Raw genomic sequence first — 26476 nt, forward strand, 5'->3', positions numbered from 1 at the left:
GCTACAATGCCCGCCCTTAAAGTGAGGACTCTCCTCCAGCCGCCTCATCAGGTGAGGCGGATCTGACCTGTCATCAGAACGAGAAAATGATGTTTAAACCAGAACTCCTTTCGCCGGCGGGAACGCTGAAAAATATGCGTTACGCTTTCGCTTACGGTGCCGATGCCGTCTATGCGGGCCAACCGCGCTACTCTTTACGCGTGCGTAATAACGAATTCAATCACGAAAATTTGCAGCTTGGCATCAACGAAGCCCACGCGCTCGGAAAAAAATTCTACGTGGTGGTGAACATCGCCCCGCATAACGCCAAGCTCAAAACCTTTATCCGTGACCTGAAACCCGTCGTCGAGATGGGCCCGGATGCGCTGATCATGTCCGATCCAGGGTTGATTATGCTGGTACGCGAGCACTTCCCGGCAATGCCGATTCACCTGTCGGTACAGGCTAATGCCGTAAACTGGGCGACGGTAAAATTCTGGCAGCAGATGGGGCTGACCCGTGTGATTCTCTCCCGCGAGCTGTCGCTGGAAGAGATTGAGGAAATTCGCCAGCAGGTGCCGGATATGGAAATAGAAATTTTCGTCCACGGCGCGCTATGCATGGCCTATTCCGGCCGCTGCCTGCTTTCCGGCTACATCAATAAACGCGATCCGAACCAGGGCACCTGCACCAATGCCTGCCGTTGGGAATATAACGTGCAGGAAGGAAAAGAAGACGTTGTCGGCAACATCGTGCATAAGCACGAACCGATTCCGGTACAGAACGTTGAGCCGACGCTCGGTATCGGCGCGCCGACGGATAAAGTGTTTATGATAGAAGAGGCCCAAAGACCGGGCGAATACATGACCGCGTTCGAAGACGAGCATGGCACCTATATCATGAACTCAAAAGATTTGCGCGCTATCGCCCACGTGGAGCGCCTGACGAAAATGGGCGTCCACTCGCTGAAAATCGAAGGCCGCACCAAATCCTTTTATTACTGCGCCCGTACCGCGCAGGTCTACCGTAAGGCCATCGACGACGCCGCCGCGGGTAAACCCTTCGACCCTACGCTGCTGGAAACGTTGGAAGGTCTGGCTCATCGCGGCTATACCGAAGGTTTCCTGCGTCGCCATACGCACGACGATTACCAGAATTACGAGTACGGGTACTCCGTTTCCGAACGCCAGCAATTTGTCGGCGAGTTCACCGGCGAGCGTAAAGGCCAACTGGCGGCCGTGGCGGTGAAAAATAAATTCTCCGTTGGCGATAGTCTGGAGCTGATGACACCGCAGGGAAATATCAATTTCACCCTGGAACAGATGGAGAACGCCAAAGGCGACGCTATGCCGGTGGCGCCTGGCGATGGCTATACCGTCTGGATGCCCGTCCCGCAGGACGTTACGCTGGATTACGCACTATTGATGCGTAATTTCTCAGGCGAATCAACGCGTAACCCCCATGCTAAGTAGTTAATTGCGGTTATTTTTTCATGGCGGGAAGATTCTTAGAAATTGATCACATACCGCTTCGCTCAATGCGGGTATTATTCAACGCGCTGAAAAACATAACCCATAAATGCTAGCTGTACCAGGAACCACCTCCTTGGCCTGCGTAATCTCCCTTACGCAGGCTTATTTTTTGCGTATAATCAATAAAAAAGTGGTACTTTCCGCCACATCCAAAAATTGACCACACTAACCAAAGCGCAAATGGGCGCTTAGGTTTACAGACCTCCACTATTCATGGCCAGCCAGCAAGTCACAATCCTCCCGCATCCGGTCAGACTCAGGACTTAGCATTCTGATATTTACGTTTAAAATCAGTGAATTAAATCAAGAACTGCTTTGTGCGAACTTATACAAAAAGTTTCCAGGTTATTAAATTAAGGTTAAAAACCGATAATTTAAGCGTCTAAAGTTATGGCACGTTTTAATGCCGCTTTTACAAGGATTAAAATAATGTTTTCCCGGATTAGAGGTTTGATTTCATGTCAAAGTAATACTCAAACCATCGCACCTACGCTCAGTCCACCTTCATCAGGCCATGTAAGTTTTGCCGGGGTTGATTATCCTCTATTACCACCAGATCACCAAACACCCTTCCCACCGTCACGTATAATCGGTATCCAGAGTTATTCCTTTATCCTGTAAAATGTGATACAGATTCTCCATTGATCTAATAACTACCTCAATTTCACATTCAAGTTTCTCTACAGAACTTTCATTGAGTGAGAAGTTGAGAGCCAGTAATAATGATTGTGAGTTATTATCATAACACAAATGTGGTCCATTATTCTCTGCAAACCATAAATTAGCATTGAGAAATTCAAAAGCAAGATTATTATTATCCGGAGGTCTTCCGCAAAAACCGTATATCATTATATACTCGCTATTAGTGCTTGTTAGTAAGATACGGTAACGGTTATCTATAATAAATGAGCATAATCTGTTTTCGTCAAAGGCAATTGAATCGGAATTTAATTTTAGTGAAAACTGTCTTAATAAGCGATCGGCTCTTGAATACATAACACCCCATACTCTATTTAAAGAGTTTCTATATAAGTCATAAGCCTCTTGTCTGGACGCTTAACACCCCGTGTCATCGTCGGAATTCATCTTTTCCCTATGACTTGCTGTGTTTGCTCATTTATGGCCAGGCTGGCCGGGTTCTGATGCCATTTGCGCTAAGATATAGTCCGGCGCATATTCCCATCATACCAATTCCCCCCATGCCAAGCGATGCGCCTAAAACCGTCAGAGCGGTAGTATATGCAGCACCACTACTGACACTGGCGACAGCCCCTGAGCATACCCCACTGAAAACACTTGTAAACAATGCCGAGGTTCCCAGACACATTAAACATCTGGGTTTATTGCCGTAAGCGTTAAACTCAACGATTTCAGCTACTGGTTTTTCGTCATTACCCCGTTCAGAAGGAGGGAGCAATGGCGTTTGCGCATTCACGCCTGAAGTGACATTCATATAAACCTCTTCATGCACATGCCTGTTTATGTTTATGAGAAAAGCGGTACCTCAGGCACGACTATAAGACACCGCGCTAAGTCATCATCTAAATAGGTTTTATTTGATAACAAGAATAGTGTACTGCTAATAGTGCGTCTTGTTCCTGCCAAAGCAGTCTAAAGAACATTTCGATTTTATGCTATTAAAAAGTATGTTTGGTAATAAATATCAGGTTTTTATCTGATATTATGGTGTTTGAAATTAATACTGATAACTGACGTATGTTCGTCTTGTTAATCCTCCGTTTCGTTATTAAAGGCGCTATATCGGAAAGCGTCTGACTCCCCCTTGTGGTTTCCCTGCACTCTCACAAGCGCTACTCAATGCGCATACCGGCATCTCTCTTGTCGCCATTTGTCTTAAACCATGCTTCGCTTACCGCTGCGTACAGCAGGAAGAAAAACGGTAAAGCAATAAGTGCGCAACATTTCAATTTTCATCCTGTTCTGACCTCGCTTTTTCATTTCTGCTATACACTTTCTGGAGATTGTTGTTCAACTTATTAAGGCATAACGGATGGCTAACTTTCCCGCCAGCTTACTGATCCTCAATGGCAAAAGCGCTGATAACCAGCCGCTACGTGAGGCCATTACTCTACTTCGCGACGAAGGTATACAGATTCACGTTCGGGTAACCTGGGAAAAAGGCGACGCGCAGCGTTACGTTGATGAAGCCCGTAGACTGGGCGTTGAAACGGTGATTGCCGGCGGCGGAGACGGTACCATTAATGAAGTGTCGACCGCGCTCATCCAGATCCGCGACGGCGTAGCCCCTGCACTGGGCCTTTTGCCGCTCGGCACTGCCAACGATTTTGCCACCAGCGCCGGTATTCCTGAAGCGCTGGACAAAGCGCTGAAACTGGCGATTGCCGGAAACGCGATGGAAATTGATATGGCCAGGGTCAATGATAAAACCTGTTTTATCAATATGGCGACGGGCGGTTTTGGCACCCGCATTACCACCGAAACGCCGGAAAAACTTAAAGCCGCGTTGGGCGGCGTCTCCTATCTTATTCACGGTCTGATGAGAATGGATACGCTGACCCCTGACCGCTGCGAAATACGTGGCGAAAACTTTCACTGGCAGGGAGATGCGCTGGTAATCGGCATCGGCAACGGTCGTCAGGCCGGCGGCGGGCAGCAATTATGTCCCACCGCGCTGATTAACGACGGGCTGTTACAGCTACGGATTTTTACCGGCGAAGAGCTGCTGCCGGCGCTGTTTTCCACACTCACGCAGTCAGATGACAATCCGAATATTATTGACGGCGCCTCGGCGTGGTTTAATATTCATGCGCCGCATGAAATCACGTTTAATCTGGATGGCGAACCACTCAGCGGACAAGAATTTCATATTGAGGTGCTACCTGGCGCATTACGCTGTCGGCTGCCGCCAGACTGCCCGTTGCTACGTTAATAACACCTGTCGCTGGCCGGATGCGCTCACATCCGGCTTTTCTTCGTTGAACTCAGGCGATGGTGACTTTGCTATCCAGATAGACATCCTGTACGGCGTTAATCAACTTCACGCCATCAGCCATCGATTTCTTAAAGGCTTTACGTCCCAGAATTAGCCCCATTCCACCGGCTCGTTTGTTGATCACCGCGGTACGAACCGCGTCGCCGAGATCAGTGTCGCCGCCGTCCGCGCCGCCGGAGTTGATAAGCCCGGCGCGTCCCATATAGCAGTTCGCCAACTGGTAACGTACCAAATCAATCGGGTTATCGCTGGTCAGTTTGCTGTACACGCGGTCGTCGGTATAGCCGAAGTTGACCGCTTTATAACCGCCATTATTCTCGGCCATTTTCTGTTTCACAATATCCGCGCCAATCGTAGCGGCCAGATGGTTGGCTTGCCCCGTCAGGTCAGCGGATACATGGTAATCGACGCCGTCTTTTTTAAAGGAAGAATTACGCAGGTAAGCCCAGAATACGGTCACCATACCCAGCTCATGCGCACGCTCAAAAGCGGCGGAGATCTCTTCAATCTGGCGACGAGACTGTTCCGAACCGAAATAGATCGTCGCGCCTACCGCCACGGCGCCCATATTAAACGCCTGCTCAACGCTGGCGTACAGGGTCTGATCGTACTCTGTCGGATAGCTCAATGTTTCGTTGTGATTCAGTTTGACCAAAAACGGAATACGGTGCGCATAACGCCGTGAAACCGAGGCCAGTACGCCGTAGGTAGAGGCCACGCAGTTACAGCCGGCCTCAATCGCCAATTCAACAATGTTTTTTGGATCAAAGTAGCGCGGGTTGGCCGCAAAAGAAGCGCCGGCGGAGTGCTCCACTCCCTGATCGACGGGCAGTATCGAAAGGTATCCTGTTCCCGCCAGGCGACCAGTATTATAGAGCGTCTGCATATTACGCAGAACGGCTGGTGGACGATTATTGTCAATCATCACCCGGTCAACGTAATCCTTGCCGGGTAGATAAAGCTGATCGGACGGAATGGTCATACAACGATGCTGTAAAAGGCTGTCGGCATCTTTGCCAAGCAACTGCGCAATATCAGTCATAGCTATGCTCCCGTAAGTTCCGATAGGGTATCGGAAGGTGAATAGTCCTGCCCCGCAGATTGCGGGTCGCAATAAGCCTGGTACTGACCGACCATTTTTGCCAACTTTAGCGCATTTTTTCGGCGCTATCTGCTGACTCGATTCACGTCCGAAAAAGTGTTAGATCGGTCAAAATTAATGCTCAATGGTATTTAAAAGGTATTATTAAATGGTATTGTCGTGGCGTACCTTACCTGTCATGAAGGATTCAAAAATGAAAACGACCTTTAAACTGTCGTTCATGATGTTCGTGGAGTGGTTTATCTGGGGCGCCTGGTTCGTCCCCCTGTGGCTATGGCTAAATAAAAGCGGGTTTTCCGCCGGTGAAATAGGCTGGTCTTATGCCTGTACCGCCATTGCGGCGATCCTGTCGCCGATTCTGGTCGGCTCCGTTACCGACCGTTTTTTCTCGGCGCAAAAAGTCCTGGCGGTACTGATGTTTGCGGGGGCCGTACTGATGTATTTCGCGGCGCAGCAAACCACCTTTGCCGGATTCTTTCCGCTGCTTCTGGCCTATTCATTGACCTATATGCCGACCATCGCGCTGACAAACAGCATTGCCTTCGCTAACGTACCGGACGTTGAACGCGATTTTCCACGCATTCGCGTTATGGGAACCATTGGGTGGATTGCCTCCGGCCTCGCCTGTGGATTCCTGCCGCAAATGTTAGGCTATAACGATATTTCCCCCACCAACATTCCACTGCTCATAACCGCCGCAAGTTCAGCGTTGCTGGGCGTATTTGCGTTCTGTCTGCCAGACACGCCGCCAAAAAGCACCGGCAAGATGGATATTAAAGTGATGCTGGGGCTGGATGCGCTGATCCTGCTGCGCGATAAAAACTTTCTCGTTTTCTTCATCTGCTCCTTCCTGTTTGCGATGCCGCTGGCCTTCTACTACATCTTCGCTAACGGCTATCTGACAGAAGTGGGAATGAAAAACGCCACCGGCTGGATGACGCTCGGCCAGTTCTCTGAAATCTTCTTTATGCTGGCTTTGCCCTTTTTCACTAAGCGCTTTGGTATTAAAAAGGTATTATTACTTGGTCTTATTACCGCCGCGATCCGCTACGGCTTTTTTGTCTATGGCGGCGCGGAGACGTACTTCACTTACGCCCTGCTGTTCCTCGGTATTTTGCTGCACGGCGTAAGTTACGATTTCTACTACGTCACCGCCTACATTTATGTCGATAAAAAAGCGCCGGTTCATATGCGTACCGCTGCGCAAGGGCTTATCACCCTCTGCTGTCAGGGATTCGGCAGCCTGCTGGGCTATCGCCTCGGCGGTGTGATGATGGAAAAAATGTTTGCTTATCCGCAACCGGTTAACGGTCTGACATTCAACTGGGCGGGCATGTGGACGTTTGGCGCGGTGATGATTGCCGTCATCGCGCTACTGTTTATGATTTTCTTTCGCGAATCGGACAAAGAGATCACTGCTATTGACGATCGCGATATTGCGTTGACACAAGGGGAAGTAAAATGAAAGCAGAACGTATTCTCGGTGCTCTTTACGGGCAAGCGTTAGGGGATGCGATGGGAATGCCCTCTGAGCTGTGGCCGAGAACGCGCGTCAAAGCGCATTTCGGCTGGATTGACCGCTTTCTGCCCGGGCCAAAAGAGAATAATGCCGCCTGCTATTTTAACCGCGCGGAGTTTACGGACGATACCGCAATGGCGCTCTGCCTGGCCGACGCGCTACTCGAATGCGAAGGCAGCATTGATCCTGAGATTATTGGACGTAACATCCTCGCCTGGGCAGAACGCTTTGATGCGTTCAATAAAAATGTACTCGGCCCGACGTCAAAAATTGCGCTGAATGCGATTCGCGACGGCAAACCCATCGCGGCGCTGGAAAATAACGGCGTGACTAACGGCGCGGCCATGCGCGTTTCGCCGTTGGGCTGCCTGTTGCCGCCAACTAACCTGACAGCCTTTATAGCAGAAGTAGCGTTAGCCTCCAGCCCGACGCATAAATCCGATCTGGCGGTGGCTGGCGCCGTGGTTGTCGCCTGGGCCGTCTCGCGAGCGGTTAACGGCGACACGTGGCAAAGTATTGCCGACTCGCTCCCCGCCGTCGCCCATCAGGCGCAGACAGCGCGTATTACCACGTTTAGCGCCTCGCTATCGGCACGTCTGGAACTGGCGCTAAACATTGTCCGCCGCGCCGACGGCGTCGAATCTGCCAGCGAACAGCTCTATCAGATCATCGGCGCGGGAACCAGCACCATTGAATCGGTTCCCTGCGCTATCGCCATGGTGGAACTGGCGAATACCGATCCTAACCGCTGTGCCGTGCTGTGCGCTAACCTCGGCGGCGATACCGACACTATCGGCGCGATGGCTACCGCCATTTGCGGCGCGTTGCACGGGGTAAGCGCCATTACCCCCCAGTTAAAGCAAACGCTGGACGAGGTTAATCAGCTGGATTTTGCGCGCTATGCCGTTGCGCTGGCGAGTTATCGTCAACGGCGGGAGGCACTATGAACGGCGCACGGTTGCTGACATTATTACCGACCCTGCATACCCGGCGTCCGCTCACCGTTATCGGCGCGGCAGTGATCGATATCATTGCCGACGCCTGGACGTTGCCGCGTCGCGGAGGCGATATTGAACTGCAACAACAGAGCGTCAATGTCGGCGGCTGTGCGCTGAATATTGCCGTGGCGTTGAAACGACTGGGGATTGACGCCAGCAATGCGCTGCCGCTGGGCCAGGGCGTGTGGGCGGAGAGGATTCGCCGCCGTCTGGCAAAAGAGGGATTATCCAGCGTGATTGACGCGGTTGAAGGGGATAACGGCTGGTGTCTGGCGTTAGTCGAACCGGATGGCGAACGCACGTTTATGTCTTTTAGCGGCGTGGAAAACCAGTGGAATGCGGACTGGCTGTCGCAGCTCAGGACACCGCGGGGCAGTCTTGTCTACCTGTCCGGCTATCAACTGGCCTCGTCCTGTGGCGAACCACTGATCCAGTGGCTGGAAACCGTCGACGATGTAACGCCTTTTATCGATTTTGGCCCACGAATCGGTGATATTACAGACGATACAATGGCGCGCATTATGGCCTGCCGGCCCATCGTCTCCCTCAACCGCCAGGAAGCCATCATCGCTGCGGAACGCACCGGGCTTGCGACCGATACGCGCACTTTCGGCGAAGCATGGGTAAAACGCTTTTCCGCGCCGCTGGTGGTGCGCCACGATAAAGACGGAGCGTGGTATTTTAGCGCGCAATCTTCCGGCGTTGTGCCAGCGTTTCCGACAACCGTGGTGGATACCATCGGCGCAGGCGACAGCCATGCTGGCGGCGTGCTGGCAGGACTGGCGTCAGGCTGGTCGCTCGCGGATGCCGTACTGCTGGGAAATGCGGTGGCGAGCTGGGTGGTCGGGCATCGCGGCGGCGACTGCGCGCCCACACGCGAGGCGCTACTCCTCGCACACAAAAACGTATAGGTCGCTACGACAATAACTGATGCTGTATTCAATAGGCCGCTGCTGCTGATCGAGCGCCACCTGCTTAATCACCAGCACCGGCACTTTACCATCCATTTGAATATGCGACTGAAACTCATCATCCGGCATCCGGGCGCTGACGCGAGATCGGGTACGCTGAGGGTAAATGTGCTGGCGACGAAAATAGTCATACAGCGAAATGCCAATCGCGTCGACATCATGAATCAGATGCGCGGGCACCCAGGACTCTTCAATCGATACCGCGTCCTCATCAACATAACGAATGCGTTTGAGTAAAAAGACGTCACTGCCTGCGGGGATCGCCAGGTGCTGCGCGATCTCATCCGGACAACTTACCACGCGTTTGTTAACCCATAGCGTATCCGGTTTTTTGCCGCGCAAGACAACCTGCTGAGAAAATCCCCGCGCCTCTTTCAGAGAATATTCAAAGATATTATTGATTTGCGTACCGTAGCCACGGGCGCGCGTGACGACACCCTCTTCTTCCAGCGCCTGCATCGCTTTCCGTACCGTGATGCGCGAGACGCCGGTAAGCTGGCTGAGATCGCGTTCGCCAGGCAAAATATTACCGTGCTCAAGAATACCGCTGCGCACGGCATCCTTTACCGTCTGGGCGAATTTCATGTATAGCGGCGTATTATCCGCCGCTGAAATTCGTTCATTCAGTTGCGCGATGAGCCGGGTATGCGCTTGTTCCATTTATCATTTCCTGACGACGGGTCTGTAGGCAGTATACTACCACCACGCGTGGAAATGATGTACCGGACCAATGCCCTTCCCCACTTCCAGCGTGTCCGCCTGCGCCAACGCCGCCGAAAGCCATGCCTTCGCCTCGTTTACCGTCTCTCCCCAACTGCGATGCCGGGGCCGTAACGCCGCTAGCGCCGCCGACAGCGTACAGCCCGTCCCATGCGTATTTTTGGTGTTCACACGCGGCGCGCTAAAACGTTGCTCGCCCTCACGGGTAAAGAGCCAGTCCGGGCTTTGCGCATCCTCTAAATGCCCGCCTTTCATTAATATCGCTTCACACCCCATCGCCAGTAACGCCCGCCCCTGCGCCAGCATCTCCTGTTCCGTACGCGCATGGGGCGCATCCAGCAACGCTGCGGCTTCCGGCAAATTAGGCGTAATCAGCGATACCTGCGGCAACAGCCGGACGCGTAATGTTTCTATCGCAGAGGGCGAGAGCAACGGATCGCCGCTTTTCGCCAGCATCACCGTATCCAGCACCACATTACGTACATGATGGCGCTGTAGTCGTTCCGCCACGGCCTCGACAATATCGGTTTCCGCCAGCATCCCGATTTTCGTGGTATCAATGCGCACATCGCTGAGCACGGAATCAAGTTGAGCGGCGACAAAGTCCGGCTCTATCCGGTACACCGACTGTACGCCACAGGTATTTTGCGCCACCAGCGCGGTGATGACCGAACAGCCATATGCGCCCAGCGCGGAAAAGGTCTTGAGATCCGCCTGGATACCGGCCCCGCCGCTGGGATCGGTACCGGCAATCGTCAGCGCGTTAATTCTCTTCATTGGCCGCCTCCACATCCAGATGATAGAGCGCATCAAGAAAAGCCGGGATGAAGCTGCCCGGTCCTTCGCTACGCTCTGCCGCGGCCTGTCCAGCCAGTTTCATCCAGCAGCAGGCCGAAGCGACATTGTCCAGCGCGGCGCCCGGTAACGCGCAACTGGCGGCGACGACCGCCGACAACGCGCAGCCGGTGCCTACAATGCGAGTCATTAACGGATCGCCGCCGGGAATGCTCAGCGTGCGCTGACCGTTAGTGACGTAATCTACCTCTCCGGTAACCACAACGATGCAGTCTATCTGACGCGCCAGCGCCTGCGCCGCAGGCAGTGCGGCCAACGCCGCCTCGGTGGTATCTACGCCGCGTCCGCCCAGCGCCATGCCGGATAACGCCAGGATTTCCGAGGCGTTGCCGCGTATTGCCGCCGGGCGCAGGGGCAAGAGATCTAGGCAAAATCGCCGACGAAATTCCAGCGCGCCCACCGCGACAGGATCAAGCGTCCACGGCGTTTTGGCATCATAAGCGCTTTCTACCGCCGCACGCATCGCGTCAGCGCGTGAGGCGGTTAAGGTTCCGACATTAACCAGCAAGGCGTTGGCGATGGCGGCAAACGGTCTGGCCTCGACAGGATCAATCACCATGGCGGGTGAAGCGCCCAGCGCCAGCAGCGTATTGGCGGTAAATGTTTGTACGACGTCATTCGTCATACAGTGCGTAAGCGGGGAGTGCGCGCGAAAGTGTTTTAACGTATGCGCCGCAAGCGTGCGGCAGTGCAGGTCAGGCTGCATGGTTCAGCTCCTGCCCGCGTGAAGAAGGGACACGAGCAGTGTCAGACTTCCCTACGCTGGCATTATCCAGATCAGGTGGTACGGGTATTTCTCAGCCTTCACAACGAAGGGCACCCCGAGTCGTCAAGCCCCACCGTGTTAAGCGGGGTTTCGCTATTAAGCATACTGTCTGCGCCAGACAATGTAAATTTACAGCCAACGGCGGACGATAATTTCAGCGTTATCAGATAGTTCTCAAAACCTATTCGGTTCTGGCAAACTTGCTGGCGGATATGTTGCTGCACGACGCTTTCGTTTACACTTTTTACGAAAAGGGGCGTGAGATAACAAAATAGCGCTTGTCAGATACGCCACCAGCAGAAATGATACACACGATGTTAACTGACCCGCATATGTGGAGGGTAAAAGTATGAAAAGTAAGTTGCTGCCTTGCGCGCTGTTGCTTGCAACCAGTTTTGCATGGGCCGCCCCCGCGACAACGGGCATTGATCAATATGAGTTAAAAAGTTTTATCGCCGACTTCACCCACTTCAAGCCCGGCGATACCGTTCCGCAAATGTACCGCACCGATGAGTATAATATTAAACAGTGGAAATTACGTAATCTGCCCGCGCCAGATGCCGGTACTCACTGGACCTATATGGGCGGCGCGTATGTACTGATTAACGATACCGATGGAAAAATCATCAAAGCCTATGATGGCGAGATTTTTTATCATCGATAATGATATACGCACTCTTTGTATAAAGAGTGCGTACAGCATAAAATTAATTATAAGATACCACGATTAATGCTTTCGATTGTAATGGCCCCGCTTTAACTTTTGCAGGATCAAGAACATAATATGTGGCAAAGACAGGAATAGCTTCCACCGAATTCACTGCACTGCCTTTGGCATAGGTTTTGAAAATACTGTTTATCGCTGCTCCTTTGTTTATTTTAAGCAGGCTCCGATTTGAATCTCTTAAGATAAACCCAACGCCATTATCGTTATCCGGTTTCAGGACTGCTTCATTCTCATCCCAGACTAAATCACTACGTAGATTCACCGCTATTTGCCGTGATGTCAGCATCGCATTCCGTACCTGATTTTTGCAATCCAGAATAATATCACCCTGCTTAGAAAATTCACTAACCTCTCCTTTAGTGCGGAGTTTAGTCATAGGCACCGGGTCCAGCGTGATGGTGAGATTCTGGGGGGCGCAGGTAGTTTCTTTACGGTTGTAATTTATCGTTAAATTGGCTTTATAAACGCCTTTCCCATTCAGATCAGTGATAACGTTCGCAACACACTCTCTATTCCCCCAACAGCCAATATATTTTAAAATAAATACCACCCAATCGCTACCGCTCCATTGATTCTTTGCACCCGACATCACCGTTATATTATCTATCGTAACCGAGTATCCCCCCCTGGCAGACACAGTCACCGCCTCCAGTGAGTTTATTTCTGAAATCGTTATCTTATAGGGGGCTTCAATTACACCGTTTTGGTTGCGCATATTTATCGCACTACTGCTTTGCCATTCAACTTTTAATTTTAACTTAACACTATCATTCGGCCCCATACCAATAATATGATCGGATGTCTCTAATTTAGTCACAACATCACTATTAGAACAATTGGCATCAGTGAAACCATTTGTAATAATGGCTGACTCCTCCCCCCCCAGCATTAAGCTATCGGATTGAATCGTATAATCCTTCGTGTTGGTTAAGGTCGCATTACACGCCGCGTAACCCAACTGCGTAAACTGCATCATTATTAATAAAAATAGTAGTCTTTTCATGGCGTCACCTAAAGATTACCGACAAATATAAACGTTATTTTCATCAATCTGTTTATCAAAAGTGATCTTACAGAAAAGACCCTGTTGTTTATCTGTTGCGACTTTTACCGAAACGGGAACCTTTTCAGTACGAATAAATACCCGGCTCCCCTGACCTACCAGTCCTACATTATTTCCCTCGTCATCTTCCACTTCATAACCAAACGTTAAAGGCTCGCCATCTGCGCGCTGCGCCAGGAAATAAAAAGGTTTACTGGTCTCTGTTTCAAAATCAACCACCACTACGGCTCCGCGATAAGGCACTGTAACTTTACGGTTTCCCAGCAGAGCGACATCACTTTCACTCTCGGAGACATCAAGAGAGATAAAATTTTGCCGGTATGGCGTCAATGCTTCAAATACGGCATAACCTTTTGCATTGGTACGTAAATAGGGACGCCCCTGCACCGCCGCGCCTTCCAGGTACGGCGCGTTAATAATCGCGATAGTATCATTAAGGCGAGAGGCTAAATGCACGCCATCGGCCCATGCAACCAGCCCTCCCTGAATATTTCCGCCCACCTGATGATATTGATTGGATTGGCTGTAACTGCCGCCGACCGTCGCCAGCGGGGCGTTCCAGGTTACTGATCCCCCGAATGTCGTTTGGTGTTCCTGTCGCTGCTGGCTGAGGTTAGTCGTATAATTAAACTGATCGCGATTACCGAACGTGCCGCTAAGGCTGGTGTTATTCGCCTCATAACCTTGATCGTCAAAGGTGGTAGAATTCGATAAATGGATATCACGATTTCCCCCATTCTCCTTTACTCCCCATGTTAAGGGAATCGATAAATAGATATTAAAGCGCTTATCTTCACGGTTATCGCTGTCATAAGTCTGGGTTGCCGATAGCGTAAAACTGAGCCGCTGCCAGGTATTACTGTAGCTTAACTGATAATCCTTGCCTGTACCGCTACGCCCCCAATAGTCGCGCCACAGGGCGCTGGCAGTAAAATATCCCCACCCATCGGGTAGCGTCTGATTAATATTGAGAGTGAAAGTATTTTTACGCCCAAAGTCATTCTCATAATAATCTGCAATATCATAAATATCGTCATCATCGCGACGATAGTTGTCCCGGTTATTAGCCCAGACATGATCGTTAAAAGTGCGATAATCACGTGATGAGTAGCGATATGCTGCCAGAGAAAAATGGGTGGCTGATTGCGGGAGATATTTATTCCAGGCAATCTGGTAGCTTTCCCCATCAAAAACATCGCCATTATCCTGCTTGCTATGAGACAACGTACCGTCGACAGATACCGCGCCAATCAGCGTGTTCCACCCGGTGCCAAGGGTAAATGAGCGATAATTGCTGGCTAACATCGTTCCGCCATACAACGTTAGCAGGTTATTGACCCCGTACTGATAGGTTCCCTGGAGAAAATCAGTTTGCTGAGAGGCTCCTTCAATTCTGCTTCGTCCGGCGGCGAAATCATATTTTGCTACGCCGGGCTGCACCATATTGGGAACGGAAGAATACGGAACAATAAACCGTGAAACAGTACCGTCAGCCTCTTTAACGCTCACGTCCAGATCGGCTCCCCCCCCTGCCAGCTGAAGATCTTCAAATACAAAGGGGCCAGGCGGAACTTCTTTTTGATAAACAATGAAGCCATTCTGTTCAACCGTCACCAGGGCGTTACTTTGCGCCACGCCACGCACAACCGGAGCGAAATTTTGCTTAGAGTGCGGCAGCATTTGCATATCACGCCAGAAGCGCACCCCGCGAAAGCGCACCGTATCAAACATATCCCCGCTAGTGTACTGTTCCCCCAGACGCATTGTCCCCAGTACCGCCGGGAAATCACGTTCCAGATACAGAGTATTGCTCTGCCATTTGCCAGCTGAATTGTCACTTTTGGAAAAATTAGCGTTAGAATGTAATTGCCATCCAAGCAGATTCAATCCGCTGACAAAATTTGCGTAAGTATTTTTCTCACTACCGCCGCTTTTATAATGGCTGTAATATTCGCTGGCATAATACGATGTATAAAAAGCGTTAATTCCACGGTCCCATGTCTCTGGAGACGCATAGCCCGCTTCATATTCCAACACATAAGCCTGAGGGACGCTCAGATAAAGGTTAAAAGCGGCAGTGTCATAAGAAACACTACCTCCATGAACCACCGTTTTCAGCGCAATACATTCATTTTCTACTGTTGTACTCTGCGGGGTAAATTTAATTCCCAGGCTGGCGATCAGATCCGGAGAAATACAGGTACTATCGGGGTCATCCTGAATATTAACCTCATAAGTTCCACGCCATTCTTTATTGACATAAACGTCCATCTCATAAACGCCAGCCATGGGTTTGGTGCTATCAATCTGATAACGGGACACCTTTTCACCTTTCAACCCACCGAACATAAAGTTAGTATCGAATGTTTCTTCTTCAGCCCAGGCGGGTGAAGTAAGCAACGCTGCAAAAAGTGACAGCGTGATGGCGTTTAACTTTTCCATTATCTATCCTTAGGTTAATTCCCCGCTTTTAATTTTCTATTTTGATAGTCTCGTTTAAATAATTCCCAGAATCATCAATTAGCGTCACGGTATAACTATTTACAACTGCCGTTGTGGTGATACTCTGCGATGACCATGGAGCCAGTAATAAGGTTTCTTTATTTACTTTACTTTTTGCTTTAACTTCTGGAATAGTGATCCAGTTTGCGGAATTATTTTTCACGCTAATACTCCCTGGCGCACGAAGCAACTGCAAGCGGGAAAATGTTGCTTTATCGACTTTCTGTACCCCGGGTGGGCGATAGATCAACTTTATCCGGTTTTGTAGCGCAAATTTAATAATGTTTTTATCTTTGTTCTCGTCTGAATTTGGTGGAATATCCAGTACATTGAGGTAGAAAAGACTTTCACGATCGCCAGGCAAGTTATTAGCGAGTTTTTTTATTTTTAATTGCTGACCTGAATTTGCCGCGACTCTAATTACAGGTGGGGTCATAATAAATGGAACCTGTAATTTTTCTGGCGGCAGGCTGGTATCACCGTTATCAATCCACGCCTGGATGAGTGAGCTTCGTTTACCGTCATTCATTAATTGTACGGTAATATCTTTTTTCTGCGCCGGATAAATAATACGTGTACCATATATATAAATGCCGCTCCACGCAGGCATAGCGGCACAAGCCAGGCATAATGCAATCATCCGTTTCATGGCCGATAACCTTATAAAAGAGATACAAGCGGCTAAAAGCTTAGCCGCCAAAAAAAGATTGTTAATCAGTTAATACCGTCATTGTCAGTACAGATTCAACAGAACCTGGTGTTACAGTATTTTCAACGGCGGCATAGCGGGCAGAAAAGTTCAGGGTATATACACCATTTTCAAACTTACTTGAATTCAGAGTGTAATTCCCCGACTCATCAGGTTTCACCTGAATACCATCAAGATAAACAGCGAAGCCCGCGCCATTATTAGTAGCATTATTTTTGGTGATTTGCATATTATCCACAAATTGAGAACGGTTAAAACTAATTCGTGGATTAGCTGTATTCGAACATTTTACTTTTAAAATCGCTTCTGGACTAGTGTATCCTGTATATATATCGCCAGGGTTTAAGTCAGTCAATCTATCAACACCTACCTGGGATAATTCAATAGTCGCGCTATTTGCGCCTTCGAACGTACAGGATGTTCCTACCACTTCTCCGTTGATTTTTAATTCACCCATATCTTCATCAGCAGCAAAAGCCCCAGCGCTCATAAATACAGCAGACAATACAGAAGCAGCAATAAGTGAACGTTTCATAATCTCTTCCTTAATGAAGTAATTTCTATTTGTTAAGAGTTATTAACCCTTGCAAAGAAAATTCTCACAGACAGGAAGTTATCGCAATGTAAACACGATGTTTTGTTGATTTAAAACAATTTACAGATTGCAATATAATTGCAACAAATAATCATTGCTTATCATTATTTTGTAAACTTATTAATTTCCGAAATTTACTGCCCTTACATATAAACACAACGAATAAAAAAGCCCATATCATTGATGTCAATGATATGGGCCTGCGGAATTAATAAGAATTAGTCGTAATGATTAACAACAATCTGTCGGGTGCTATCACCAGGCACCGTGTATAGCTGCGTTGTCACACCTCTCATCGGCGTAGCGGCGGGTGTTTGCAGCGTTGAAACGTGGATAGTGTTGCCGCAACGCTGCTGCAACTGTGCGTTTACCACTTCTGTACTGCACGTTGGCGCGGTCACTTTTCCACTGATGGTTAATGTTGCGGTGTCGGAGGCAAAAACAGGTACGCTTATCCCATAAGCCGAAACTATAATTCCCATCAGCAAATATTTTTTCATAGTGAGCAATTGTTCCTCTGGTGAACGTCAAACAGTATGCAGGCCGTCCTGATGAGCAGGATGAACGTATCGATACCTTAAAACCAATTGAAAAAATAAATCAGTAGGATAGGTATGATCAATTCAAATAATGTTTTTGCCGATTATTTCAGATAAACACCTGTCTGTTTAAGCAGGAATTAACAATGCGGGGGCTATTATTTTATTAATACATTCACTGCATCAATATATATTAATGCAGTGAATGCCATATTCTCTTTAGAATACGTCAGGAGGATTACACCGCGCGGAAGGCGATTTCTCCCGGAATCACTTCACCCTGCCAGTAAAGCTGTGCCGCAACGCGATCGGCCAGTTCGCGATAGATCGCGGTAAATTCGCTCTCCGGACGGCTAACCACCGTCGGCGTACCGCGATCGAGATCTTCGCGCAGACTAATATGCAACGGCATCTGACCCAGAAGCTGAGTATGGTATTTTTCCGCCAGCTTCTGCGCGCCGCCCGTGCCGAAGATCGGTTCGTGATGGCCGCAGTTGCTACAAATATGCATACTCATATTTTCCACAATGCCGAGCACCGGCACTTCCACCTTCTCGAACATCACGATACCTTTTTTGGCGTCGATTAGCGCGATATCCTGCGGCGTAGTCACCACCACCGCGCCGGTAACAGGAATGTTCTGCGCCAGCGTTAGCTGAATATCCCCGGTTCCCGGCGGCATATCCAGTACCAGATAATCCAGATCCGGCCACAGCGTCTCCTGCAACATCTGCATCAGCGCCTTACTGGCCATTGGGCCGCGCCATACCATCGCGTTATCGTCAGTCACCAGATAACCGATCGAGTTGGTCGCCAGGCCGTGAGACATAATCGGCGCCATATGCGTACCGTCTGGCGATGTCGGGCGCTGATCTTCTGCGCCAAGCATGGTTGGGATCGACGGGCCGTAAATATCGGCATCGAGAACCCCGACCTTTGCGCCTTCAGCCGCTAACGCCAGCGCCAGGTTTACCGCCGTGGACGATTTACCCACCCCGCCTTTACCGGAGCTCACGGCAATGATGTTTTTCACGCCATTAATGCCAGGCTGATTTTTGACGCGTTTCAGCGTCGCAATGTTGTACGACAGTTTCCAGTCGATCGCTTTTGCGCCTGTAATACGTAACAGATCGGCGCTGCATTGCTCTTTTAAGACCTCAAACGCGCTGTTCCAGACGAACGGCATGACCAGCTCAACGTGCAGCGTATCATCCATCCAGGCGACGTGGTGCAACGCCTTAAGCGTGGTGAGGTTATGCTTCAGGGTTGGGTGCTGAAAATTCGCCAGCGTCCCGGCGACCATCGCTCGCAGTGTATCTGGTGATTTGGCCTGGGATTGTTCGTTCATCCCGACTCCTTTTGTAGTTCTGAAAAGTACGATTGTAACTTTGTAGTTTACTCCAGCGGTAACAATTATTCATTTACGGATAAATGCCCTTATCGCTTGGCGCAGTAATTACCATTTTGGTACTATCAAAGCCCTTTTTTACAACAGAAGAAGTAATACCCACTATGACTCAAGTCGCGAAGAAAATTCTGGTAACGTGCGCGCTGCCGTACGCCAACGGCTCTATCCACCTCGGCCATATGCTGGAGCACATCCAGGCTGATGTCTGGGTCCGTTACCAGCGAATGCGCGGCCATGAGGTTAACTTCATCTGTGCCGATGACGCTCATGGCACGCCGATCATGCTGAAAGCGCAGCAGCTTGGTATTACGCCGGAGCAAATGATCGGTGAAATGAGCCAGGAGCACCAGACCGATTTCGCCGGTTTTAATATTAGCTACGACAACTACCACTCAACGCACAGCGACGAGAATCGCGAGCTGTCCGAGCTGATTTATACGCGCCTGAAAGAGAACGGTTTTATTAAGAACCGCACTATCTCTCAACTCTACGATCCGGAAAAAGGCATGTTCCTGCCGGACCGATTTGTGAAAGGCACCTGCCCGAAATGTAAATCCGCGGACCAGTACGGCGATAACTGTGAAGTCTGCGGCGCAACTTACAGCCCGACCGAACTTATCGAGCCGAAATCCGTGGTGTCCGGCGCGACGCCGGTAATGCGTGACTCCGAGCACTTTTTCTTTGACCTACCGTCATTCAGCGAAATGCTGCAGGCGTGGACCCGCAGCGGCGCGCTGCAGGAGCAGGTGGCGAACAAAATGCAGGAGTGGTTTGAATCCGGCCTGCAGCAGTGGGACATTTCCCGCGACGCGCCGTATTTTGGTTTCGAAATCCCGAACGCGCCGGGCAAATATTTCTACGTCTGGCTGGACGCGCCGATTGGCTATATGGGTTCCTTCAAAAATCTGTGCGATAAGCGCGGCGACACAACCAGCTTTGAAGAATACTGGAAGAAAGACTCCGACGCCGAGCTGTACCACTTTATCGGCAAAGACATCGTCTATTTCCACAGCCTGTTCTGGCCTGCCATGCTGGAAGGCAGCCACTTCCGTAAGCCGACCAACCTGTTCGTTCACGGTTACGTGACGGTGAACGGCGCGAAGATGTCTAAGTCTCGCGGCACCTTTATTAAGGCCAGCACCTGGCTGAAACACTTTGACGCCGACAGCCTGCGCTACTACTACACCGCGAAGCTTTCTTCACGCATTGATGACATCGACCTGAACCTGGAAGACTTTGTCCAGCGCGTCAATGCCGATATCGTCAATAAAGTAGTCAACCTGGCATCCCGTAACGCAGGCTTTATCAATAAGCGTTTCGACGGCGTGCTGGCGGCTGAACTGGCCGATCCGCAATTGTATAAAACCTTTACTGACGCCGCTGCGGTGATTGGCGAAGCATGGGAAAGCCGTGAATTCGGCAAAGCTATCCGTGAGATTATGGCGCTGGCCGACGTCGCTAACCGTTATGTTGACGAGCAAGCGCCGTGGGTGGTGGCTAAACAGGAAGGCCGCGACGCTGACCTGCAGGCCATTTGCTCGATGGGCATCAACCTGTTCCGCGTGCTGATGACGTATCTGAAACCGGTACTGCCGACGCTTTCTGAACGCGTTGAAGCCTTCCTGAACAGCGAACTGAACTGGGATGCTATTGAACAGCCGTTGCTCGGTCACAAGGTCAACACCTTTAAGGCGCTCTACAATCGCATCGACATGAAGCAAGTTGAAGCGCTGGTTGAAGCGTCTAAAGAAGAGGTGAAAGCCGCAGCCACGCCGGTTACCGGCCCGTTAGCCGACTTCCCGATTCAGGAAACCATCACCTTTGACGATTTTGCGAAAGTCGATCTGCGCGTGGCGCTGATTGAAAATGCCGAGTTTGTGGAAGGCTCTGACAAATTGCTGCGTCTGACGCTGGATCTGGGCGGCGAGAAGCGTAACGTCTTCTCCGGCATTCGTTCCGCCTACCCGGACCCGCAGGCGCTGATTGGCCGCCAGACGGTAATGGTCGCCAACCTCGCGCCGCGCAAAATGCGCTTTGGCGTCTCCGAGGGAATGGTGATGGCCGCAGGACCTGGCGGGAAAGATATCTTCCTGTTAAGCCCTGATGAGGGCGCGAAGCCTGGCCAGCAGGTGAAATAAGCAACAAGCCGGAGCATGCTCCGGCTTTTTTAACCGCTTAATCCTGACTGGCATATCGCCCCCTCCGCACGTTTTAACTTTTTCCTTAATAAGCAATAGGGCCAAGACTCCATATCCGGACTGCTAAATAACGGCTAAAAGTCATATTCTATCCCTCCCTGATACATTGCTATTACTGGGTTAAATTAATTCATTGAAATTATTTTAAAAACCCAATCATTATATAAAATGGAGTTTTAGATGAAAATTTCTGGCAAGTTATTGTCCGCGGCTTTGGCTTCCGTACTGGTGTTCTCTCTTGCTGGCTGTGGCGATAAAGAAGAATCAAAGACCTTTAACGCAAACCTGGCGGGGACAGAAATTTCAATTACCTACACCTATAAAGGTGACAAAATCATTAAGCAGACGTCTGAAAGTAAAATCAGCTATGCCACTGTAGGCGCTAAAACGAAAGAAGATGCCGCCAAAATTCTCGATCCGCTGAGCGCGAAATATAAAAATATCGCCGGAGTAGAAGAAAAATTAACCTATGAAGATACCTATGCCCAGGAAAACGTCTCTGTGGATATGGAAAAAGTGGACTTTAAAGCGTTACAGGGAATCTCTGGGACAATGGTGTCCGGCGATACCAGCAAAGGTATCAGCATGAAACAAACCCAGACGCTGCTGGAAGCTGCTGGTTTTAAAGAAGCGAAATAACTGGCAGGCATAATGTATTGCATCGACTGATAAAGTCGCTCAGGGCGCTGCTTCGGCAGCGTCTTTTCTTTATGAATTCCGAAAAAAGACAGCCTCGCTGTAAGTCCCCTCGCCAAAGCCTATAATCCCTGAATTCCTGGCTACACCAATACTTAACGACAAGGAATTGTTATGCGGATTCTACGCCTTATGGCGCTGCCACTATTCGCGCTCTCTCTATCGGTTAGCATAACTGGCTGCGATCAGAAAAACGATACTCTCCAGGGAAAGCAAAATAACATGACAGCGTTTATCAAAAAGATAGCCGCTAACAAAGAGTCAGAGGAAACACAACGCTATGTAGGTAATCTCAACGGTATTGAAATCAAGTTAACCTATTACTACAAAGGGGATATCGTTTTACGTCAAGCATCTGAAAATAAAATACTTTATAAGATCCTGAAAGCCAATAATAAAGAAGAAGCACAAAAAATGCTAATCAAGTCAGCGACTCTTATCAGGGTATACCGGGTTTGACTGAGCGAATCGACTATTATGATAGCTATGCTACGGAATATGTGAATATTGATTTTACCCAGGCAAAAATGAGCGACCTCTGTAAATTGCCAGGATCATCAATTGACAACTGTTCCGCGCACTATCTGTCAATGATTCGCTCGCAGAAGCTGTTGGAAGAGAGCGGGTATCATAGAATCAATTAGTATAATAATGCGTTTTCCCGGTCAGACAGGACGCTGCCGGGAACAATACCGCAGAATTACTTCGCCGCGTGTTCACGGGCCGCCAGACCGCGCAGAAAATAACGCATAAACTGATCGCCGCATTCGCGGAAGTTCTTATGATCCGGCGCGCGCATCATCGCGGTGATCTCTGGCATTGAGACACGAAACAACTGACCGGTAAGTATCGCCAGGATATCATCTGTTTTTAGCGAAAAGGCAATACGCAGCTTTTTCAGCACAATATTGTTGTTGATACGACGTTCCGCCGTCAATGCAGGCGCCGCCTCATCTTTGCCGCGTTTTTCATAAATGAGGCCATTGAGAAATGAGGACAACACGATATCCGGGCAACGCTGAAACCCCTCTTCCTCTTCTTTGCGCAACCAGATTGCAATCTGCTCCGGCGTAGCATCAACGTTACCCAGCGCCAGGATGCGCGCCAGATCGGTATTATTAGCTTTTAAAATGTAGCGCACGCTACGCAGAATATCGTTACTCAGCATGAGGCCTTCGGTCGTTTCTATGGCAAAACGATATTCTAACAGTCTTTTACAGGCCAATCGCCTCTTTTAAACTTTTCAGATAGCGACGGCTTACCGGCACCGTCAGGCCGTTGCGTAAAATCAGCTCTGCCTGCCCATTATCCTCCAGCCGAATTTCTTGCAAATGGGCCATATTCACCAGAAACTGACGATGACAACGCAGTAGCGGCGTCCGGCTTTCCAGCGTGCGCAGCGTCAGCTCGGTAAACCCCTCTTTACCTTCACTGCTGGTCACATAAACGCCGCTCATACGGCTACTGACAAAGGCGACATCATCCATTTGCAACAAATAGATCCGGCTGTGTCCGGTACAGGGAATGAATTTAAGCGCCTGCTGGTTTTCCGGCAGCAACGAAACATCCTGTTTACTGCGCTCCTGACGCAGACGATGTAACGTTTTTTCCAGCCGTTTCTCCTCTATCGGCTTGAGCAGATAATCAAAAGCGTGTTCTTCAAAGGCTTTGATGGCGTATTCGTCAAACGCGGTCAAAAAAACGATATACGGGCGGTGTTCCGGGTCAAGCATTCCTACCATCTCCAGCCCACTGATACGCGGCATCTGAATATCCAGAAACAGCACATCAGGTCGCAGCTTATGTACCGCGCCAATCGCTTCTACCGCGTTCGCGCATTCCCCCACAATCTCAATGTCATCCTGCCCCTGGAGCAAAATCCGCAGATTTTCCCGCGCTAACGGCTCATCATCCACAATCAGCACTTTAATCATGCGTCCTCCTCCAGTGGAAGTCGTAATGTAATTCGGGTAAAACAGTCCGGCTCGCAGGCCACGCTAATACCATAATCATCGCCAAAGTGTTCGCGCAGACGTTTATCCACCAGACTCATCCCCAGCCCGCTACTGCCGGCGGAAGGCTGATACAGTCCCGCATTATCTTCAATATCTAACATCAAATGCTGCCCTTCGCGCCGGGCGCGAATAGCGACGTTGCCGATATCAAGCAGTTGCGACGTGCCATGTTTAATGGCGTTCTCAACAATCGGCTGTAACGTAAACGCGGGCAATTTCTGACGTGAAAGCGTCGATGGAACATCAAGCTGTACCTGCAGACGCGACTGAAAGCGCGCTTTTTCAATTTGCAGATAAGCGTTCACGTGTTCAATTTCATCCGCCAGCGTGACGATTTCCGACGGGCGTTTTAAATTTTTGCGAAAAAAGGTCGACAAGTACTGCACCAGTTGGCTGGCCTGTTCGCTGTCGCGGCGAATCACCGCTTTAATGGTATTGAGCGCGTTAAACAGAAAATGCGGATTCACCTGCGCGTGCAACAGCTTGATCTCTGACTGCGTCAGCAACGCCTTCTGCCGTTCATACTGCCCGGCCAGGATCTGCGCGGATAAAAGCTGCGCAATACCCTCCCCCAGAGTACGGTTAATTGAGCTGAACAGTCGGTTTTTCGCTTCGTACAATTTAATGGTGCCCATGACTCGCTGATTTTCGCCACGCAGCGGGATCACCAGCGTCGAGCCGAGTTTACACTGCGGGTGTAGCGAACAGCGATACGGCACTTCGTTGCCATCGGCATAAACCACCTCTCCGGTTTCAATCGCTTTCAGCGTATAACCTGATGAAATGGGTTTGCCCGGTAGATGGTGATCGTCGCCAATACCGGTAAAAGCCAACAGTTTTTCGCGATCGGTGATGGCGACGGCGCCGATATCCAGCTCCTGATATAACACCTGCGCCACCTTCATACTGTTCACTTCGTTAAATCCCTGACGCAGAATCCCCTCCGTTGACGCGGCGACCTTCAGCGCGGTAGCAGAAAATGCCGAGGTATATTTTTCAAACATGGCGCGCTTATCGAGCAAAATACGCATGAACAGCGCGGCGCCAACGGTATTCGTCACCATCATCGGCGCGGCAATATTACTGACCAGATGCAGGGCATCGTCAAACGGCCTGGCTATCAGTAAAATGATCAGCATCTGCACCAGTTCGGCAACACACGTAATTGCTCCCGCCGTCAGCGGGCTAAACACTTTGTCCGGGCGTCCGCGACGTATGAGAACGCTGTGTACCAACCCGCCCAGCAGCCCTTCGACGATGGTGGAAATCATACAGCTCAGCGCCGTCATGCCGCCCATAGAATACCGATGTAACCCACCGGTCAGACCGACCAGCCCGCCGACGACCGGTCCGCCGAGTAGGCCGCCCATCACCGCGCCAATCGCGCGGGTATTGGCAATCGAATCTTCGATATGCAGCCCAAAATAAGTGCCCATAATGCAGAAGATAGAAAACGTGACGTAACACAGAAGCTTGTGCGGCAGACGAACTGTGACCTGCATAAGCGGGATGAACAGGCGCGTTTTACTCATTAGCCACGCAATGACCAGAAACACGCACATCTGCTGAAGCAGCAGCAACACCAGATTAAACTCGTACATACCCGCAAACCACACTTCAATTAAAAGCGCGTAACATACATTGAGTACGATTAACTTTCTTTGAACTGTTGCATAAAAATATGAATTCGTGAATACGATCACTTTTAAAACGCCGCGCCGCAACCCGCTACTTCGCGTTTTAATGCATAAAAAACAGGCAAAACTTCCTGGTTAGTAAAAGAGCGTCTAAAGTTAAACTGGGACCTCGCGAGCAAGGGTGAAACGATGGCGCTTTACACAATTGGTGAAGTGGCTTTGCTTTGTGATATCAATCCTGTCACGTTGCGCGCGTGGCAGAGACGTTATGGACTTTTAAAACCACAGCGAACGGATGGCGGTCATCGTCTGTTTAACGATGCCGATATCGACAGAATCCGCGAAATCAAGCGCTGGATAGATAACGGCGTCCAGGTCAGCAAAGTCAAAGTGCTGCTCAGTAGCGACAGTAGCGAACAACCTAACGGCTGGCGCGAACAGCAGGAGATCCTGCTGCACTACCTGCAAAGCAGTAATCTGCACAGTTTACGGCTATGGGTCAAAGAACGCGGTCAGGATTATCCAGCCCAAACATTGACCACTAACCTGTTCGTCCCCCTGCGGCGACGGTTACAGTGCCAACAACCCGCCCTTCAGGCGCTGCTCGGCATTCTTGACGGTATCCTGATCAACTATATTGCGCTCTGCCTGGCGTCTGCGCGTAAGAAACAGGGAAAAGATGCGTTGGTGATCGGCTGGAATATCCATGATACCACCCGCCTGTGGCTGGAAGGTTGGGTCGCCAGCCAACAGGGATGGCGAATCGACGTGCTGGCGCACTCGCTTAGCCAGTTCCGCCCGGAACTGTTTGACGGCAAGACGTTACTGGTATGGTGCGGAGAAAACCAGACGCTGGCGCAGCAGCAGCAACTCCTGGCATGGCGCGCCCAGGGACGCGACATTCATCCCCTTGGCATTTAAACAGCAGCTAACAAATTCGCTTTAATGTATACTCCTTTTATTAACATAAG

The 26476-nt window shown here is 50.1% G+C and carries 24 protein-coding genes, 2 pseudogenes and 1 riboswitch; of the genes and pseudogenes, 11 read left to right on the top strand and 15 right to left on the bottom strand.

The genetic code is table 11. The features are described 5' to 3' along the window. Positions 1–89 precede the first annotated feature (89 nt). Together yegQ and J4645_RS09260 are read left to right on the top strand one after the other, a co-directional pair. Positions 90–1451 (top strand): tRNA 5-hydroxyuridine modification protein YegQ, encoded by a 1362-nt coding sequence (gene yegQ, locus J4645_RS09255; protein WP_001517981.1) that lies wholly within the window; start codon positions 90–92, stop codon positions 1449–1451. A 450-nt stretch (positions 1452–1901) separates the two neighbouring features. After that, positions 1902–2081, top strand: a pseudogene (locus J4645_RS09260) (non-LEE encoded effector protein NleB); the annotation flags it as partial. A gap of 9 nt (positions 2082–2090) precedes the next feature. On the opposite strand, the gene J4645_RS09265 reads toward J4645_RS09260, so the two are convergent. Then, a complete protein-coding gene (locus J4645_RS09265) occupies positions 2091–2507 on the bottom strand; it encodes a CesT family type III secretion system chaperone (RefSeq protein ID WP_001543023.1) in 417 nt (138 codons plus the stop codon). A gap of 121 nt (positions 2508–2628) precedes the next feature. After that, positions 2629–2964, bottom strand: coding sequence for a type III secretion system effector SteD (gene steD, locus J4645_RS09270; protein WP_001612048.1), 336 nt, complete (start codon positions 2962–2964; stop codon positions 2629–2631). Between the two features lie 558 nt (positions 2965–3522). Here steD and yegS point away from each other — a divergent pair. Further along, on the top strand, positions 3523–4422 hold the full coding sequence (gene yegS, locus J4645_RS09275) for a lipid kinase YegS (protein ID WP_023207587.1): 900 nt from the start codon (positions 3523–3525) through the stop codon (positions 4420–4422). Positions 4423–4474: 52 nt separating this feature from the next. On the opposite strand, the gene fbaB is transcribed toward yegS, so the two are convergent. After that, positions 4475–5527, bottom strand: a complete 1053-nt coding sequence (gene fbaB / locus J4645_RS09280) for a class I fructose-bisphosphate aldolase (protein WP_208208954.1) — start codon at positions 5525–5527, stop codon at positions 4475–4477. A 253-nt stretch (positions 5528–5780) separates the two neighbouring features. Between fbaB and J4645_RS09285 the strand changes: the two genes are divergently transcribed. Genes J4645_RS09285 through J4645_RS09295 form a run of 3 tightly spaced genes read left to right on the top strand, consistent with a single transcriptional unit; the run spans position 5781 to position 9015 of the window. Next, the gene (locus J4645_RS09285; protein WP_001656639.1) at positions 5781–7052 is read left to right on the top strand and encodes a nucleoside permease; all 1272 of its coding nucleotides are present in this window, start codon (positions 5781–5783) and stop codon (positions 7050–7052) included. Next, complete coding sequence (locus tag J4645_RS09290; RefSeq protein ID WP_023215235.1) at positions 7049–8053, top strand: ADP-ribosylglycohydrolase family protein; 1005 nt, start codon at positions 7049–7051, stop codon at positions 8051–8053. Before J4645_RS09285 ends, J4645_RS09290 begins: the two co-directional genes overlap by 4 nt. Then, positions 8050–9015 carry a PfkB family carbohydrate kinase gene (locus J4645_RS09295; protein WP_023215236.1) on the top strand — a complete coding sequence of 322 codons (966 nt, stop codon included), beginning with the start codon at positions 8050–8052 and terminating at the stop codon, positions 9013–9015. Before J4645_RS09290 ends, J4645_RS09295 begins: the two co-directional genes overlap by 4 nt. Here the strand turns inward: J4645_RS09295 and J4645_RS09300 are convergent. Genes J4645_RS09300 through thiM form a run of 3 tightly spaced genes read right to left on the bottom strand, consistent with a single transcriptional unit; the run spans position 8989 to position 11356 of the window. After that, entirely contained in the window at positions 8989–9735 is a 747-nt protein-coding gene (locus J4645_RS09300; RefSeq protein WP_000434059.1) for a GntR family transcriptional regulator, read from the bottom strand. The genes J4645_RS09295 and J4645_RS09300 overlap by 27 nt on opposite strands. A 36-nt stretch (positions 9736–9771) precedes the next feature. Continuing rightward, positions 9772–10572 (bottom strand): bifunctional hydroxymethylpyrimidine kinase/phosphomethylpyrimidine kinase, encoded by an 801-nt coding sequence (gene thiD / locus J4645_RS09305; protein WP_001634636.1) that lies wholly within the window; start codon positions 10570–10572, stop codon positions 9772–9774. Next, a complete protein-coding gene (gene thiM, locus J4645_RS09310) occupies positions 10559–11356 on the bottom strand; it encodes a hydroxyethylthiazole kinase (protein WP_023215237.1) in 798 nt (265 codons plus the stop codon). The genes thiD and thiM overlap by 14 nt, the downstream gene beginning before the upstream one ends. Before the next feature lie 31 nt (positions 11357–11387). Then, positions 11388–11484: riboswitch (TPP riboswitch) on the bottom strand. A gap of 281 nt (positions 11485–11765) precedes the next feature. Here thiM and rcnB point away from each other — a divergent pair. After that, positions 11766–12080, top strand: coding sequence for a Ni(II)/Co(II) efflux transporter accessory subunit RcnB (gene rcnB, locus J4645_RS09315; protein ID WP_000837534.1), 315 nt, complete (start codon positions 11766–11768; stop codon positions 12078–12080). Between the two features lie 43 nt (positions 12081–12123). On the opposite strand, the gene J4645_RS09320 is transcribed toward rcnB, so the two are convergent. The 6 genes from J4645_RS09320 to apbC form a co-directional block, all read right to left on the bottom strand. Then, positions 12124–13146 (bottom strand): fimbrial protein, encoded by a 1023-nt coding sequence (locus tag J4645_RS09320; protein ID WP_000825909.1) that lies wholly within the window; start codon positions 13144–13146, stop codon positions 12124–12126. A 15-nt stretch (positions 13147–13161) separates the two neighbouring features. Beyond that, the gene (locus J4645_RS09325; RefSeq protein ID WP_023215238.1) at positions 13162–15648 is read right to left on the bottom strand and encodes a fimbrial biogenesis outer membrane usher protein; all 2487 of its coding nucleotides are present in this window, start codon (positions 15646–15648) and stop codon (positions 13162–13164) included. A 28-nt stretch (positions 15649–15676) separates the two neighbouring features. Then, positions 15677–16357, bottom strand: a complete 681-nt coding sequence (locus J4645_RS09330; protein ID WP_000827109.1) for a fimbrial assembly chaperone — start codon at positions 16355–16357, stop codon at positions 15677–15679. A 61-nt stretch (positions 16358–16418) separates the two neighbouring features. Further along, the gene (yehD, locus tag J4645_RS09335) at positions 16419–16952 is read right to left on the bottom strand and encodes a fimbrial protein YehD (protein WP_000830680.1); all 534 of its coding nucleotides are present in this window, start codon (positions 16950–16952) and stop codon (positions 16419–16421) included. 278 nt (positions 16953–17230) lie between these two features. Further along, the gene (locus tag J4645_RS09340; protein WP_000760404.1) at positions 17231–17512 is read right to left on the bottom strand and encodes a YehE family protein; all 282 of its coding nucleotides are present in this window, start codon (positions 17510–17512) and stop codon (positions 17231–17233) included. Between the two features lie 277 nt (positions 17513–17789). After that, complete coding sequence (apbC, locus tag J4645_RS09345; RefSeq protein WP_001005424.1) at positions 17790–18899, bottom strand: iron-sulfur cluster carrier protein ApbC; 1110 nt, start codon at positions 18897–18899, stop codon at positions 17790–17792. Positions 18900–19063: 164 nt separating this feature from the next. Here apbC and metG point away from each other — a divergent pair, with 164 nt between their 5' ends. The 3 genes and pseudogenes from metG to J4645_RS09360 all read left to right on the top strand — a co-directional run bounded on the left by metG (position 19064) and on the right by J4645_RS09360 (position 22497). Next, the gene (gene metG, locus J4645_RS09350; RefSeq protein ID WP_023215239.1) at positions 19064–21097 is read left to right on the top strand and encodes a methionine--tRNA ligase; all 2034 of its coding nucleotides are present in this window, start codon (positions 19064–19066) and stop codon (positions 21095–21097) included. Between the two features lie 240 nt (positions 21098–21337). Continuing rightward, positions 21338–21796, top strand: a complete 459-nt coding sequence (locus J4645_RS09355; protein WP_000703136.1) for a YehR family lipoprotein — start codon at positions 21338–21340, stop codon at positions 21794–21796. Between the two features lie 171 nt (positions 21797–21967). Further along, positions 21968–22497: pseudogene (locus J4645_RS09360) on the top strand (YehR family lipoprotein). A 56-nt stretch (positions 22498–22553) separates the two neighbouring features. On the opposite strand, the gene J4645_RS09365 reads toward J4645_RS09360, so the two are convergent. From J4645_RS09365 to J4645_RS09375, 3 genes are read right to left on the bottom strand one after another with little or no spacing between them, the layout of a single operon-like run. Next, positions 22554–23021: a DUF1456 family protein gene (locus tag J4645_RS09365; RefSeq protein WP_000950413.1), complete on the bottom strand. Its 468-nt coding sequence runs from the start codon at positions 23019–23021 to the stop codon at positions 22554–22556. 46 nt (positions 23022–23067) lie between these two features. Further along, positions 23068–23787 (bottom strand): two-component system response regulator BtsR, encoded by a 720-nt coding sequence (btsR, locus tag J4645_RS09370; protein ID WP_000598637.1) that lies wholly within the window; start codon positions 23785–23787, stop codon positions 23068–23070. Next, entirely contained in the window at positions 23784–25469 is a 1686-nt protein-coding gene (locus J4645_RS09375; protein ID WP_023215241.1) for a sensor histidine kinase, read from the bottom strand. The genes btsR and J4645_RS09375 overlap by 4 nt, the downstream gene beginning before the upstream one ends. A 225-nt stretch (positions 25470–25694) precedes the next feature. Between J4645_RS09375 and mlrA the strand changes: the two genes are divergently transcribed. Next, positions 25695–26426: an HTH-type transcriptional regulator MlrA gene (gene mlrA, locus J4645_RS09380; protein ID WP_023215242.1), complete on the top strand. Its 732-nt coding sequence runs from the start codon at positions 25695–25697 to the stop codon at positions 26424–26426. The last annotated feature ends 50 nt before the right edge of the window (positions 26427–26476 follow it).

This window comes from Salmonella sp. 32082101201600294FB01SM01, assembly GCF_017572865.1.
Taxonomy (GTDB): Bacteria; Pseudomonadota; Gammaproteobacteria; order Enterobacterales; family Enterobacteriaceae; genus Salmonella; species Salmonella enterica.

Bases quoted from the DNA above. Each gene is read 5' to 3' on its own strand.
- yegQ (WP_001517981.1), top strand. From the start codon at position 90: ATGTTTAAACCAGAACTCCTTTCGCCGGCGGGAACGCTGAAAAATATG.
- J4645_RS09265 (WP_001543023.1), bottom strand. From the start codon at position 2,507: ATGTATTCAAGAGCCGATCGCTTATTAAGACAGTTTTCACTAAAATTA.
- steD (WP_001612048.1), bottom strand. From the start codon at position 2,964: ATGAATGTCACTTCAGGCGTGAATGCGCAAACGCCATTGCTCCCTCCT.
- yegS (WP_023207587.1), top strand. From the start codon at position 3,523: ATGGCTAACTTTCCCGCCAGCTTACTGATCCTCAATGGCAAAAGCGCT.
- fbaB (WP_208208954.1), bottom strand. From the start codon at position 5,527: ATGACTGATATTGCGCAGTTGCTTGGCAAAGATGCCGACAGCCTTTTA.
- J4645_RS09285 (WP_001656639.1), top strand. From the start codon at position 5,781: ATGAAAACGACCTTTAAACTGTCGTTCATGATGTTCGTGGAGTGGTTT.
- J4645_RS09290 (WP_023215235.1), top strand. From the start codon at position 7,049: ATGAAAGCAGAACGTATTCTCGGTGCTCTTTACGGGCAAGCGTTAGGG.
- J4645_RS09295 (WP_023215236.1), top strand. From the start codon at position 8,050: ATGAACGGCGCACGGTTGCTGACATTATTACCGACCCTGCATACCCGG.
- J4645_RS09300 (WP_000434059.1), bottom strand. From the start codon at position 9,735: ATGGAACAAGCGCATACCCGGCTCATCGCGCAACTGAATGAACGAATT.
- thiD (WP_001634636.1), bottom strand. From the start codon at position 10,572: ATGAAGAGAATTAACGCGCTGACGATTGCCGGTACCGATCCCAGCGGC.
- thiM (WP_023215237.1), bottom strand. From the start codon at position 11,356: ATGCAGCCTGACCTGCACTGCCGCACGCTTGCGGCGCATACGTTAAAA.
- rcnB (WP_000837534.1), top strand. From the start codon at position 11,766: ATGAAAAGTAAGTTGCTGCCTTGCGCGCTGTTGCTTGCAACCAGTTTT.
- J4645_RS09320 (WP_000825909.1), bottom strand. From the start codon at position 13,146: ATGAAAAGACTACTATTTTTATTAATAATGATGCAGTTTACGCAGTTG.
- J4645_RS09325 (WP_023215238.1), bottom strand. From the start codon at position 15,648: ATGGAAAAGTTAAACGCCATCACGCTGTCACTTTTTGCAGCGTTGCTT.
- J4645_RS09330 (WP_000827109.1), bottom strand. From the start codon at position 16,357: ATGAAACGGATGATTGCATTATGCCTGGCTTGTGCCGCTATGCCTGCG.
- yehD (WP_000830680.1), bottom strand. From the start codon at position 16,952: ATGAAACGTTCACTTATTGCTGCTTCTGTATTGTCTGCTGTATTTATG.
- J4645_RS09340 (WP_000760404.1), bottom strand. From the start codon at position 17,512: ATGAAAAAATATTTGCTGATGGGAATTATAGTTTCGGCTTATGGGATA.
- apbC (WP_001005424.1), bottom strand. From the start codon at position 18,899: ATGAACGAACAATCCCAGGCCAAATCACCAGATACACTGCGAGCGATG.
- metG (WP_023215239.1), top strand. From the start codon at position 19,064: ATGACTCAAGTCGCGAAGAAAATTCTGGTAACGTGCGCGCTGCCGTAC.
- J4645_RS09355 (WP_000703136.1), top strand. From the start codon at position 21,338: ATGAAAATTTCTGGCAAGTTATTGTCCGCGGCTTTGGCTTCCGTACTG.
- J4645_RS09365 (WP_000950413.1), bottom strand. From the start codon at position 23,021: ATGCTGAGTAACGATATTCTGCGTAGCGTGCGCTACATTTTAAAAGCT.
- btsR (WP_000598637.1), bottom strand. From the start codon at position 23,787: ATGATTAAAGTGCTGATTGTGGATGATGAGCCGTTAGCGCGGGAAAAT.
- J4645_RS09375 (WP_023215241.1), bottom strand. From the start codon at position 25,469: ATGTACGAGTTTAATCTGGTGTTGCTGCTGCTTCAGCAGATGTGCGTG.
- mlrA (WP_023215242.1), top strand. From the start codon at position 25,695: ATGGCGCTTTACACAATTGGTGAAGTGGCTTTGCTTTGTGATATCAAT.